This window comes from Sphingomonas sp. AC411, from assembly GCF_979253035.1.
Map to the genome: position 1 here is coordinate 3,680,535 of NZ_CEEDAQ010000001.1, position 13,057 is coordinate 3,693,591.

7 protein-coding genes and 4 pseudogenes are annotated in these 13,057 nt (G+C 65.1%); 4 read left to right on the forward strand and 7 right to left on the reverse strand.

Features of this window, described 5'->3' with window-relative positions; translation table 11 throughout:
* Positions 1–195: 195 nt before the first annotated feature.
* Together AC0IX7_RS18955 and AC0IX7_RS18960 are read right to left on the reverse strand one after the other, a co-directional pair.
* Entirely contained in the window at positions 196–894 is a 699-nt protein-coding gene (locus AC0IX7_RS18955; protein WP_471813395.1) for a 50S ribosomal protein L25/general stress protein Ctc, read from the reverse strand.
* 268 nt (positions 895–1,162) lie between these two features.
* Positions 1,163–2,029, reverse strand: a complete 867-nt coding sequence (locus AC0IX7_RS18960; RefSeq protein WP_471813956.1) for a TraB/GumN family protein — start codon at positions 2,027–2,029, stop codon at positions 1,163–1,165.
* 201 nt (positions 2,030–2,230) lie between these two features.
* Here AC0IX7_RS18960 and AC0IX7_RS18965 point away from each other — a divergent pair, with 201 nt between their 5' ends.
* The 4 genes and pseudogenes from AC0IX7_RS18965 to ppdK all read left to right on the forward strand — a co-directional run bounded on the left by AC0IX7_RS18965 (position 2,231) and on the right by ppdK (position 8,431).
* Positions 2,231–3,070 (forward strand): glycine--tRNA ligase subunit alpha, encoded by an 840-nt coding sequence (locus AC0IX7_RS18965; RefSeq protein WP_093398883.1) that lies wholly within the window; start codon positions 2,231–2,233, stop codon positions 3,068–3,070.
* 277 nt (positions 3,071–3,347) lie between these two features.
* Positions 3,348–4,543, forward strand: a pseudogene (glyS, locus tag AC0IX7_RS18970) (glycine--tRNA ligase subunit beta).
* Positions 4,543–5,698: pseudogene (locus tag AC0IX7_RS18975) on the forward strand (glycine--tRNA ligase subunit beta); the annotation flags it as partial. The pseudogenes glyS and AC0IX7_RS18975, both read left to right, overlap by 1 nt.
* A 72-nt stretch (positions 5,699–5,770) precedes the next feature.
* Positions 5,771–8,431: pseudogene (ppdK, locus tag AC0IX7_RS18980) on the forward strand (pyruvate, phosphate dikinase).
* A 221-nt stretch (positions 8,432–8,652) separates the two neighbouring features.
* Here ppdK and AC0IX7_RS18985 read toward each other — a convergent pair.
* From AC0IX7_RS18985 to AC0IX7_RS19005, 5 genes and pseudogenes are all read right to left on the reverse strand, one after another.
* Entirely contained in the window at positions 8,653–9,060 is a 408-nt protein-coding gene (locus AC0IX7_RS18985; RefSeq protein ID WP_471813397.1) for a hypothetical protein, read from the reverse strand.
* Positions 9,061–9,113: 53 nt separating this feature from the next.
* Positions 9,114–10,106 (reverse strand): type II secretion system F family protein, encoded by a 993-nt coding sequence (locus tag AC0IX7_RS18990; RefSeq protein WP_471813399.1) that lies wholly within the window; start codon positions 10,104–10,106, stop codon positions 9,114–9,116.
* Positions 10,107–10,115: 9 nt separating this feature from the next.
* Positions 10,116–11,086 (reverse strand): annotated as a pseudogene (locus AC0IX7_RS18995) (type II secretion system F family protein).
* Between the two features lie 50 nt (positions 11,087–11,136).
* Positions 11,137–12,414 (reverse strand): AAA family ATPase, encoded by a 1,278-nt coding sequence (locus AC0IX7_RS19000; RefSeq protein ID WP_471813401.1) that lies wholly within the window; start codon positions 12,412–12,414, stop codon positions 11,137–11,139.
* Positions 12,414–13,043 (reverse strand): CpaD family pilus assembly protein, encoded by a 630-nt coding sequence (locus AC0IX7_RS19005; protein ID WP_471813403.1) that lies wholly within the window; start codon positions 13,041–13,043, stop codon positions 12,414–12,416. Before AC0IX7_RS19005 ends, AC0IX7_RS19000 begins: the two co-directional genes overlap by 1 nt.
* Positions 13,044–13,057: the final 14 nt, after the last annotated feature.

Below are 13,057 nucleotides of genomic sequence, written 5' to 3' on the forward strand. Positions count from 1 at the left end.
CTCCAAAAGACCGCGCCGGCCACTTAACCTTGTTCTCCTGCGAACGCAGGAGCCCAGGGTAACGGGCGATGGCGCTGCTCGATCCTGGCCCCCGCGTTCGCGAGGGAACAAGAGGGCAGGGGAAGCCCCATAAAACGAAACGGGCGGGAAAGCCCTAGCTTTCCCGCCCGCGAGATCATCCGAAGATGAAGAAGATCAGTCCTTCTTCTGCGGCGTGATCTTGTCGTCGTGGTTGTCGTCGTCGTTCGGCTCGACCGGGGTCTCTTCCTCGGCAGCAGCTTCGGCAGCCTGTGCTTCGGCGACTTCGGCCTCGAGGATCTCGTCCTCGACGGTCGGCACGGTCGGCGGCACGATCGTGGCGATCGCGAAGTCGCGGTCGTCGATCGCGGGCACAGCACCCTTGGGCAGCTTCACGTCGCTGATGTGGATCGAATCACCGATCTCCAGACCGGCGAGCGAAATCGTGATCTCGCTCGGGATGTCCGAAGCGTCGACGACCAGCTCGACCTCGTGGCGCGTGATGTTCAGAACACCCTTGCCCTTCTTGATGCCCGGCGCGTCGTCCTCGTCGGTAAACACGACAGGAACCGCGACCGTCACGGTCGAGTGCGCGCCGATGCGCAGGAAGTCGACATGGATCGGGCGGTCGGTGACCGGGTGGAACGAGACGTCCTTCGGCAGCGTGCGCACGCCGTTGACCATCACGACCGAATTCATGAAGTGGCCGGTCATCAGCGCCTTCATCAGCGCCTTTTCCTCGAGGTGAACCGAGGTGGGTTCCTTGTTCAGGCCGTAGATCACGGCAGGCACGCGGCCATCACGACGCAGCGCCCGGGAGGCTCCCTTGCCAACCCGGTCACGCGTCTCGGCTGCGAGCGTCAACTGGTCGCTCATCGATATTCTCCGAAACTCGTTTGTTGTCCTTCCCGCCCACGCCTCCAGGGATGACCATGGACCGGAAGCGCGGGCGCATAGCGGAAGTGGGAGATTTAATCAACTAAACCTGAACCCTCGCCCCTCCGGGGAGAGGAGGGGCCCGCACGCGCTTGCGTGTGGGAGGGTGAGGGGAGTGAGGCTCGGGGCATCTATCCCAACTTCCCCTCACCCTTCCGTCGCAAGGGCTCCTCCCTCCCTCTCCCCGAGAGGAGAGGGACTGCGCGACTCAATACTTCACCCGCTCGGCCTTCACCCCAAGCTTCGCCAGTTGCGCCTGAACGCTGTCCTTACCCGCCAAATGCCCAGCCCCAACCGCCACGAACACAGTCCCCGGCGACTTCATCCGGTTCGCGACCCACTCCGCCCAGCGCGCATTGCGATCCACCAGCAACACCTTCGCCACCTCGGGCGAGTCCTTCAAACTATCGTTCATCTCGCGCGCCAAAGCCTCGGGATCGCCCTTCGCCCACTCGTCGACCATCGTCGCCATCGTCGTCTCCAGCTTTGGCAACTCGTCGATCGTGCTGCCGAGAAACTGCATTTGCGCGGTCTGCGACAGTCCCCCGAAATACCCCAGCTGCTGCTCCGCCGTCTCAAGCCCGATCACCGGCTTCCCCGCAGCCTTCGCTGCCGCCGTAATCACCTGCTCCGGCCCGTTCGCCGAATCATAGCCAAGCTTCGACAAAGGCGCGATCGACAGGTTCGTCGCCGCCAGCCACGGCTTGAACCGGTCGAACGCATTCGCCGGCAGCCCGAGATCGGTCACCGCCTTCGCATACGCCGCCCGCTTGTCCGCCGGCAGCTGCTCGGTCAGCGTCGGCCCGTCCTTCGACACGCCCGTCGCCATCACCAGCGACTGCATCTTCGCCGGATCCGGCATCACCAGCTCCAGCACCACCTGTTGCGAGCGATCGAATGCGGTCTTCACCGCCTCGTCGAACCACGTCATGCCCGGCTTCAACACATGGATCGTCCCGAACAGGTAGATCGTCGTGTCCTTGTCCTTCACCACCCACAACGCCGGATCGGCATCGTTAGCGGTCTGCACGGGCTTCGGCGCAACCTGCGCACAGGCGGGCAAAGCGAACGCCATCGCCAGCGCGGACAAGGCGGATCGGAACGAGGCGATCTTCGAGAACAGCTTCAAGGGGAGGGCATCCTTACCGTGAGTTCGCCCCCATGTAGGAGCGCAGACCGCAACGCACCACTTGCCTCCCGCACCCCCATCCGCCAAAGCCCGCGCGTGACCCAGCCCGTGACCCAGCCCGTGAAAAAGCCTCTCAGCTTCCAGCGCATGATCCTCACGCTCCACGATTACTGGAGCGAGCACGGGTGTCTGATCCTGCAGCCCTACGACATGGAAATGGGCGCCGGCACCTTCCACACCGCCACGACGCTCCGCGCGCTCGGGCCGAAACCGTGGAACGCCGCGTTCGTCCAGCCCTGCCGCCGCCCGACCGACGGCCGCTACGGCGAGAACCCCAACCGGCTCCAGCATTACTACCAGTATCAGGTCATCCTGAAACCGAGCCCCGCCAATCTCCAGGAACTCTACCTCGGCAGCCTCGCCGCGATCGGCATCGACATGCTGAAGCATGACATCCGCTTCGTCGAGGACGACTGGGAAAGCCCGACGCTCGGCGCCTGGGGTCTCGGCTGGGAGGTCTGGTGCGACGGCATGGAGGTGACGCAGTTCACCTATTTCCAGCAGATGGGCGGCTTCGACATGAAGCCCGTCGCCGGCGAACTCACCTACGGGCTGGAGCGCCTCGCGATGTATATCCAGGACAAGGACTCGGTCTACGACCTCGCGTTCAACGACGCCGGCGTGACCTATGGCGACGTGTTCCTGGAGAACGAGCAGGAGATGTCCAAGTGGAACTTCGAGATCGCCGACACGGACTCGCTCTTCGACCAGTTCCGCAAGCACGTAGCCGAATGCGAGAACTCGCTGGCCGCCAAGCTCCCGATCCCGGCCTATGAACAGGCGATCAAAGCCAGCCACATCTTCAACCTGTTGCAAGCGCGCGGCGTAATCTCCGTAGCCGAACGCCAAGCCTATATGGGCCGCGTCCGAGACCTCGCGAAGGGCGCCTGCGCCGCCTGGATGGACAAGCACGGATGGGCGGCGTGATGCGCTCGGTAGAAGGTGTGTTCACGCGGAGACGCGGAGACGCGGAGCAGAAGGTAGGCGACGTGTCGCGTTTCCGCATTCTTGCTCCCAGCATCCAGCCTGGTGACGTGAGACGCCTACGGCGTCGAACAGTCGCGCGCAGCGCCCCAAACCTTTCTTCTCCCCTTCTGCTCCGCGTCTCCGCGTCTCCGCGTGAACCCAACTCCTTCTTCTTCGCGTGCGAACCCAAATGACCGACTTCCTCCTAGAACTCCGCTCCGAAGAAATTCCCGCCCGGATGCAGTCCAAGGCGCGTGAAGACCTCGCCAGGCTGTTCACCGCCGAGCTCGCCAAGGCCGGCATCGCCACCAGCGCCATCGTCACCTACGCAACCCCGCGTCGCCTGACGCTGATCGCGCGCGACCTGCCGCTCGAGACCGCCGCCGTCTCCGAGGAAGTAAAGGGCCCCAAGACCTCCGCGCCACCGCAAGCGCTCGAAGGCTTCCTCCGCAAGACCGGCCTGACCCGCGAACAACTCGTCGACCGCAACGGCACGCTGTTCGCGGTCACCGAAAGCCCGGCCGCGCCACCGCCGCCGTGCTCGCCGAGGCGATCCCCGCGATCGTCCGCGCGTTCCCGTGGCCGAAGTCGATGCGCTGGGGCGACGCCTCCGCCAGCACCGAATCGCTCCGCTGGGTCCGCCCGCTGCAAGGCATCGTCGCGCTGCTCGGCGAAGAGATCGTGCCGTTCGAGATCGCCGGGATCGCCAGCGGCGCCGCCACGCTCGGCCACCGCTTCCACCACCCGTACCAGATCACGATCGGCGGCGCGCACGACTATGTCGAGAAACTGCGCGCCTGCCACGTCATCGTCGACCACGACGAACGCGCCACGCTGATCCGCGACCACGCCCGCGAAGCCGCGATGCAGGCCGGGCTCGAACTGATCGAGGACGAGGGGCTCGTGGCGGAGAATGCCGGTCTGACGGAATGGCCGATTCCCTTGCTCGGCCAGTTCGACCCCGCGTTTCTCGACGTCCCGCCCGAGGTGATCCAGCTCACGGCCCGCGTAAACCAGAAATATTTCGTCTGCCGCGGCGCCAACGGAAAGCTCGCCAACGCGTTCGTCTGTACCGCTAACATCGACGCGAAAGACGGCGGTGCGAGCATCGTCGAGGGCAATCGGAAAGTCCTCGCCGCCCGCTTGTCGGACGCGAAGTTCTTCTACGACACCGACCTCAACGTCCCGCTCGAAGAGCAGGCCGAGAAGCTGTCGAAGATCGTCTTCCACGAAAAACTCGGCACCGTAGCCGACAAGGTCGACCGCGTCGCGAGCTGCGCGCGGTGGCTGGTAGAAGAGGGCATAGTAACTTCTGCTCCCTCTCCCTCTGGGGAGAGGGCCGGGGTGAGGGGCTGCCAAGCAGCGTCACGCCCGGAACAGCCCCTCACCCCAACCCTCTCCCCGAAGGGGAGAGGGAGCAGTTGGCCGCCCTAGCAGACCGCGCAGCCCGCCTCGCAAAAGCAGACCTCGTCACCGGCATGGTAGGCGAGTTCCCCGAGCTACAAGGCCTGATGGGCGGCTACTACGCCGCCGCGCAGGGCGAGCACCCGTCCGTCGCCACCGCCATCCGCGACCACTACAAGCCGGTCGGCCAAGGCGACGACGTCCCCACCGACCCGGTAACGGTCGCGGTAAGCTTGGCCGACAAGCTGGATACGATCGCTGGATTTTGTGGAAGAAATGCCGCCGAGCGGGTCGCGCGATCCCTTTGCGTTGAGACGTGCCGCGTTGGGTATTGTGCGCACGATACTGGTCAACGATTTACGTGTTCCGCTTTTACTTGCTACGTTTTTTGCCGCATCGAATGTGACTTTTGGCAAGCAAATAAGCCCAATCGAGCGGATCCTACCGACTATCGATGAATTGGCTCGACTTAAATCGAGCCTTGGTTGGCGGCAGGTTTTGATCCATTGATTGAAGCGGCAACCAAGCAAGCTAACGCCGACGCGGCAATCTTTACGATTCGGGCAAAAGCTGCCGCCATTGATCTGCTCGACTTCTTCGCCGACCGCCTAAAAGTCCAGCAACGCGAAGCCGGCGTCCGTCACGACCTCATCGACGCAGTATTCGCGCTTGGTGGCGAGGACGATCTCGTCCGCCTGCTTGCGCGCGTCCACGCGCTCCAGGCGTTCGTGACCACCGAGGACGGCGCGAACCTGCTCGCCGGCTACAAGCGCGCCGCCAATATCCTGAAGAAGGAAGCCTCTTCTGCTCCCTCTCCTCCGGGGAGAGGGTAGGGGTGAGGGGCCGCCAAGCAGTACAGCGCCCGGAACTGCCCCTCACCCCAACCCTCTCCCCGGAGGGGAGAGGGAGCAGGTTTCGCTGTCCTACACGCCCGAACCGGCAGAGAGTGCGCTCCACACCGCGCTCGACTCCGCCGAACCCCGCGCCACCGCCGCGATCGCGCGTGAGGACTTCGCCGGCGCGATGGCCGCGCTCGCCTCGCTGCGTGCGCCGATCGACGCGTTTTTTGATAGCGTTATCGTCAACGACGCCGATCCCGCCAAGCGCTCCGCCCGTCTCGCGCTACTTGAGCGAGTTCGCGCCGCAGTGCACAATGTGGCAGACTTTTCTCGGATCGAGGGCTGATGTGTCTTGGCCTAACCCGGCCTAACCTTCTTTCCTGATCCCCGCGCAAAACAAGCACTTAGAGGACCGACCATGACCCAATATGTGTATCGCTTCGGCGGCGGTGTTTCGGATGGCGGCAAGGGCGACAAGAACCTGCTGGGCGGCAAGGGCGCCAACCTCGCCGAGATGGCGTCGATCGGCCTCCCGGTCCCGCCGGGCTTCACGATCTCGACCGACTTCTGCGCGGTCTATTACGACGAGGGCGGCCAGTTCCCGCAGAGCCTGCGCGACGAGGTCGCCACCGGCCTCGCCCACATCGAGGGCGTCACCGGCAAGAAGTTCGGCGACCCCGCCGACCCGCTGCTCGTCTCGGTCCGCTCCGGCGCCCGCGCCTCGATGCCGGGGATGATGGACACCGTCCTCAATCTCGGCCTCAACGACCAGACCGTCGAAGGCCTCGCCGCCAAGTCCGAGGACGCGCGGTTCGCGTGGGACAGCTATCGCCGTTTCATACAGATGTACGCCGACGTCGTCCTCGAACTCGATCACGGCGCGTTCGAGGAAGCGCTGGAGGTCGCCAAGGAAGACCAGGGCTTCACGCTCGACACCGAACTCTCCGCCGACGATCTCCGGAAACTCGTCGCCGAATATAAGGGCCTCGTCGAGAAGCTCTGGGGCAAGCCCTTCCCGCAGGACGTCCACGACCAGCTCTGGGGCGCAGTCGGCGCGGTGTTCGGCTCGTGGCAGTCCGAGCGGGCGAAAGTCTATCGCCGCCTCAACGACATCCCCGGCGGCTGGGGCACCGCGGTCAACATCCAGGCGATGGTGTTCGGCAACATGGGCGACACCTCGGCGACCGGCGTCGCGTTCACGCGCGACCCGTCGAAGGGCGACCGCGCCTATTACGGCGAATTCCTGATCAATGCGCAGGGCGAGGACGTCGTCGCCGGCATCCGCACCCCGCAGTATCTGACCAAGACCGCGCGCGAAGACGCCGGCGCCAAGCCCGCCTCGATGGAAGAGGCGATGCCCGAGGTCTACACCCAACTCGCCGACGTGTTCGACACGCTCGAAAACCACTACCGCGACATGCAGGACATCGAGTTCACGGTCGAGAAGACCAAGCTTTGGATGCTCCAGACCCGCGCCGGCAAGCGCACCGCCAAAGCCGCGCTCAAGATCGCCGTCGACATGGCCAACGAAGGCCTGATCACGCGCGAGGAAGCGATCCTGCGCGTCGAGCCGATGGCACTCGACCAGCTGCTCCACCCGACGCTCGATCCGAAAGCGCACCGCGACGTCCTGACCAAGGGCCTCCCCGCCTCGCCGGGTGCAGCCTCCGGCGCGGTCGTGTTCGACGCCGATGCCGCCGAGAAGAAGGCCGCCGACGGCGTCGCCGTGATCCTCGTCCGCACCGAGACGTCGCCAGACGACATTCACGGCATGCATGCGGCCAAGGGCATCCTCACCGCACGCGGCGGGATGACGAGCCACGCCGCCGTGGTCGCACGCGGCATGGGGCGCCCCTGCGTTTCCGGCGCCGGCACGCTCTCCATCGACGCGAAGGCGAAGATCATGCGCTGCGGCGGCCGCGAGGTGAAGGAGGGCGATCTGCTCACCATCGACGGCACCACCGGCGAAGTGATGATCGGCGCGGTCGCCACGGTTCAGCCCGAACTGTCCGGCGATTTCGCGACGCTGATGGTCTGGGCCGACGAGGTCCGCCGCCTGAAGGTCCGCGCCAACGCCGAGACCCCCGAGGATTGCCGCGTCGCGCGCGAGTTCGGCGCCGAGGGTGTCGGCCTCTGCCGCACCGAGCACATGTTCTTCGAGAGCAGCCGCATCACCAACGTCCGCCAGATGATCCTGGCTTCGGACGAGAAGGGCGTCGCGCCGCCCTCGAAAAGCTGCTCCCCGAACAGCGCAAGGATTTCACGGAAATCCTCGAGGTCATGGCCGGGCTCCCGGTAACGATCCGCCTGCTCGATCCGCCGCTCCATGAATTCCTCCCCACGAGGAATCCGAATTCGCCGAAGTCGCGACCGCGGCCGGCGTTGACGTCGACACGCTCAAGCGCCGTGCGGCGGAACTGCACGAGTTCAACCCGATGCTCGGCCACCGCGGCTGCCGTCTCGGCGTGACCTATCCAGAAATCTACGAGATGCAGGCTAGGGCGATTTTCGAGGCGGCGGTAGACGTCGCGGAGAAGTCCGGCGCGGCCCCGATCCCCGAGGTCATGATCCCGCTCGTCGCCACCCGCCGCGAGCTGGAATTGATGAAGGCGGTCGTCGACAAGGCTGCCCAGGCCGTGTTCGCCGAAAAGGGCCGGACGATCGAGTATCTCGTCGGCACGATGATCGAACTCCCCGTGCAGCCCTCCGCGCCGGCGAAATCGCGGAAGTCGGCGAGTTCTTCTCGTTCGGTACCAACGACCTGACGCAGACCACGCTCGGCGTCAGCCGCGACGACGCCTCGCGCTTCCTCGGCGCGTATGTCGAGCAGGGCATCTACGCCAAGGACCCGTTCGTCAGCATCGACGTCGAGGGCGTCGGCGAACTGATCGAGATCGCCGCGGAACGTGGCCGGAAAACCCGCGAGGGCATCAAGCTCGGCATCTGCGGCGAACACGGCGGCGACCCCGCGAGCATCGCGTTCTGCGAGAAGGTCGGCCTAGATTACGTCTCCGCCAGCCCCTACCGCGTCCCGATCGCTCGCTTGGCGGCGGCGCAGGCTGCGCTGTCGAAGAAGTAACCGCTACCCTGGAGCATAGCACCACCCCGGCGAAGGCCGGGCCCAATTGGAACGTCCAGAGTAACGGAGCACTACCCCTAGTTACTAAACGCTCCCAGTTGGGCCCCGGCCTCCGCCGGGGCGGAAGAAGAAAAGAATGTTCTCCCGCGAAGGCGGGGACCCAGACTGGGCTCCCGCCTTCGCGGGAGAACAAGGGGTAGGGCTAACCTACCCCCTAAACCTCACCGACGCGGCTCGAAATCGAACCAACCACGCTTGGTCCCATCGGCATTATACGCCGGCCGAGCATAAGCCGGCCGCGCTGAAGACAGCGCCCCGGACCGCGACGTATCGACAACCGCATCACGCCCGACAACCGGCGCCCGCTCCACAACCGGAGCCGCAACCCGTGCCGCCTCGACCTCCTTCACCAACCGGGCATTCTCCCGCTCGGCCTCGACCGCCCGCTTCTCAGCCGCAGCCGCCCGAACATCGCCATCCTTCTTCACAGAAGCATGCGCGTCCCGCTCCGCCAGATAGCGCGCCTTCCACTTCTTACCCCCCGGATGGCTCGCCAATCCGAACAGCCAGCCGGCAACGAAAACCAGCGCAAGCGCCGCGAACTGCGTAGGTGTGGAAAACAACGGCATCGTAAAACCCTCCTGTTACGGGAGCCCAACGATCCGCCGCGCCAGCGGTTGCTTCAGGTCTTCATGAGCGCATCGGAGATCGAACACGCCGCCGGCCCGAGAATCACGACGAACAGCACGGGAAGGATGAACAGGATCAAAGGGATGGTCATGATCGCCGGCAACCGCGCCGCCTTCTCCTCCGCGCGCATCATCCGCTCGTTACGGAACTCGCCCGACAGCACGCGCAGCGCCGACGCCAGCGGCGTGCCGTATTTCTCGGTCTGGATCATCGTCGTGACGACCCCCTTCACCGCATCCAGCTTCACCCGCATCGCGAGATTCTCGAACGCCATCCGCCGATCCGTCAGGAACCCCAGTTCGATCGCGGTCAGCGTGAACTCCTCGCCGAGCTCCGGATATGCCCGCCCCAATTCCCGCGCGACGCGGTGGAACGCGGCATCGACGGTCAGCCCGGCCTCGGCGCAGATCACCAGCAGATCCAGCGCATCGGGCAATCCCTTGCGGATAGCATCCGAGCGCTTCTTGATCTTGTTGTCGAGATACAGGTCAGGCGCCTTGTAGCTCAGGATGAAAGTCATCGCGACGAGCCCGTATTTCTTCAACGGGCCCCAGGTCGCAAAGCCATCGGTGCCATAGACCCAGTACAGCATCGCGCCGCCCAGCACGATCGGCAGCACGAGACGCCCGAAAATGACCGCCGGCGCCCATTCCTTCGATCGGATGCCGGCCTGCATTAGCTTCAACTGGACCGCCTTCACCTGGCTGTCCTGCAGCATCTTCATCGACGACAGCATGCCGCGCATCTTGTCCGCGGTGTCGTTGCGCTGGACCAGTTTGGCGCGCCGCTTGGTCGAGGCCGTGATACCTGCCTTCAACTGTTCGCGGCGATCGTTCAGCGCCTTGACGCGCTTGGTCATCGGATCGCTCACCGTGGTCGCGGCGTAGATCGCGACCATCACCGCGAACGCGGCAATGCCCGACAGGATCGTCGCGACCGTGAGTACGTCGAAACCAAGGATGGTAGGTCCGCCGGTGGTGCCCATCATGTGCCCCTAGATCTCGAAGCTGATCATCTTGGACATGATGAAGGCGCCGATCGCCATCCACACCATGCCGCCCATGCCGATCGCCATCAGCCGCTCGTCGATGAAGAAATTCTGCATGTACGTACCGTTTATCACCCAGATCATCGCGAACACGATGAACGGCAGCGCGCCGATGATGTACGCCGACGCCTTCGACTCCGACGACATCGCCTTGATCTTGAGCTTCATCTGGCCGCGCAACCGCAGCACGTTGGACAGGTTCGCCAGGGTCTCCGCCAGATTGCCGCCGGTCTCACGCTGGATCGCGATGGTGATCACGAAGAACTGGAACTCGGGCGTGCCGAGCCGGTCCGCCGTTTCCTGCAGCGCGGCATCCATCGTCCGGCCGATCTTCATCTTGTCGCTGACCGCGCGAAACTCCTCGCCGACCGGCCCATCGACTTCCTGGCCGACGACGCCGATCGTCTCGCTGATCGGCAGGCCCGATCGGAGCCCGCGGACCAGCAGGTCGATTGCGTCGGGGAACTTGGCGGTGAACTTGCCGATCCGGCGCGCGATCGTCTTGCTCACGACGAAATGCGGCAAACCGACACCGATGAACAAGCCGACGAACAAGGCCAGCAGGATCGGCAGGCCCCTGAGGGCCATCAGCAGCGCGACGACCAGCGTAATGCCGGCGGTCGCCAGCCCATATTGGCCGACGGTCCACGTCTTGCCGGTCATCGCCAGGCGCTTGGCGAGCTGGACGGATTGGGCAGGATGCGCGTGAACGCGACATCCATCTTCGTGTTGCGGTTGGTCGCGATGCGCCGCATCTGCGCTTCGGCGACGACCAGCGCATCGCCGTGGCGCTCGCGCAGCGATGCGATCCGCCGGGACTGCGCACGGCTGGCCGACGGTCCCGCGAAGGCGAACGCCACCATCCCGAGCACCACGACGGCACCGATCATCACCAACAGCAGCGGCAACATGTCCATCGCGGCCTAACGCCTCCGTCTAGTCGTCATGCGGATCGGACGCGCGCTGCTCACTTCGTCTTCGCCGCGCGCTTGGGAAGCAATCCCTTGAGATCGCCGAACTTGCCCATCAGCGACTTGCCCTTCGCCTTCACGCCCTCGGTCGAGGCATCGGGCACGGCCGAGGCGAGCGCGGTCGCCAGCGCCAGGATCGGCGCGATCGTCTTCGAGGTCTTGCCGACCTCGACGATCGGCTTGCCGAGCTTGGCCGCCTGGGAGGCGAGCTTCTGGTCGAACGGCACCAGGTAATCGATCTTGCGCTCGATCGAGCCTTCGAAATCCTTGCGGTTGATCTCGAGCTGGCCGCCGACGTGCATCCGGTTGGCCAGCACGAATAGCTCGGTCTGCGGCGCGTTCGTCTTCATCCACGACAGGATACGGATCGTGTCGCGTGCTGCGGCCAGCGTCAGTTCGGTGACGATCACCGCAAGCCGAACCTCGCTGATCAGATGCGGATGCTGGATCAGCATCGCACGCGGCAGATCGACGACGGTGCATTCGAATGCCGACCGCATCTCCTCCTGCAGCTGATAGAAGGCTGAGCCGTCGGTGATCAGCGGCGTATTGATCGGCGCTTCGGCACTCAGCACCGACAGCTTGTCCGACGCCTTGACCATCGCGCGTTCGATGAACAGCCCGTCGATCCGGCTGGGGTTGTCGATCGCATCGGTCAGGCCGCGACCCGGTTCGAGATCGAGGCCGAGCGCGCCGGTTCCGAAATGCACGTCGAGATCGAGCAGCGCGGTGGCGCGGTCTTCCTTGTCCGCGAGCAGCCAGGCGATCGAGGTCGCGATCGTCGATGCGCCGACCCCGCCACGCGTGCCGACGACGGCGATCGCGCAATGCGGGCGATCGGGCGATACTTCGACATGCTTCGGCGCATTCAGGATCGTCTGCGCGTGACCGAAGGCCTCGCGCAGCATGTCCGGATGCAGCGGCTTCAGCAGATAGTCCTGGATCCCGCTGGCGACGAGATCGCGGTACAGGCGAACATCGTTCACCTGCCCCGCGGCGATGACGACGGTGCCGGGCTCGCACACTTCGGCAAGTGCGTTGATGTCGTTCAGCGGGTCGCCGGATTCGGCGAGATCGACGAACAGGATCTGCGGCGAGGCCGACACCGACAGCGACTGGATCGCGTTGCGCAGGCCGCCCTTGTGGATCTTCTCGACCGCCCAGCCGAGTTCGCTGGCGATCGGGCGCAGCGCCTCGGCGGTGATCTCGTCGCAGACATAGGCGGTGAAGGGCTCGCGGTGCGCGATGCCGCCCGGCTTCCAGGGTGCGTTCATCACTTGCCTCCCGTGCTGGCCGCAGCGAGGCCGGCGGCGCCGGTGGGCGCCTTTTTGCGATAGGTATCGATCGCCTTGTACGACAGCGCGGCATCGGTGGTCTCGGTACCCGGTGCGCCGCGCACGAGGTCGGCGGGATTGGCGATCATCGCCGCGAGGTTGCGATTGGTCGCGCAGCCATAGTTGGACGAGGTGTTCGCTTCGAAGTCGTTGGTCGAATCGCGCGACCAGTCGGGGCAACCCGGCACGGTCGCGCGCATCCGGCTGACGACCACGCGGATCGAACCCGGCGTCACCGGGGCAGGCGTCACGGGTGCATCGGCGCTCAGCAACAGGCCATAGCGCGAGATGACCGCGGATACGTCGTCGCGAGCGCGAAACCCTTCTGCGGCGGGATCGTCGATCGTCACCCGGTCGCCATAACCGAGCCGCATCGTCTCGACCCAGCCTGCCAGACGTTCCGTTTCGCCCGACGCGAGCGCGCCGCCCGCGACACCCAGGTCCAGGGCATAGTCGGTACGGCTGACGACGGGTTGATGGACCGATTCGAGACCGCGATTCTCGGTACCCACGCAGCCGCCGAGGAGCAGTGCGGGGACGAGAGACGCTAGGATCGATTTGTTGATCATCGGATATCCTTGGT

What these genes read in the sequence shown, in the direction of transcription:
- AC0IX7_RS19005 (WP_471813403.1), bottom strand. Translation starts at nt 13,043, where the DNA reads ATGATCAACAAATCGATCCTAGCGTCTCTCGTCCCCGCACTGCTCCTC.
- AC0IX7_RS18990 (WP_471813399.1), bottom strand. Translation starts at nt 10,106, where the DNA reads ATGGGCACCACCGGCGGACCTACCATCCTTGGTTTCGACGTACTCACG.
- AC0IX7_RS19000 (WP_471813401.1), bottom strand. Translation starts at nt 12,414, where the DNA reads ATGAACGCACCCTGGAAGCCGGGCGGCATCGCGCACCGCGAGCCCTTC.
- AC0IX7_RS18965 (WP_093398883.1), top strand. Translation starts at nt 2,231, where the DNA reads ATGATCCTCACGCTCCACGATTACTGGAGCGAGCACGGGTGTCTGATC.
- AC0IX7_RS18955 (WP_471813395.1), bottom strand. Translation starts at nt 894, where the DNA reads ATGAGCGACCAGTTGACGCTCGCAGCCGAGACGCGTGACCGGGTTGGC.
- AC0IX7_RS18960 (WP_471813956.1), bottom strand. Translation starts at nt 2,029, where the DNA reads ATGGCGTTCGCTTTGCCCGCCTGTGCGCAGGTTGCGCCGAAGCCCGTG.
- AC0IX7_RS18985 (WP_471813397.1), bottom strand. Translation starts at nt 9,060, where the DNA reads ATGCCGTTGTTTTCCACACCTACGCAGTTCGCGGCGCTTGCGCTGGTT.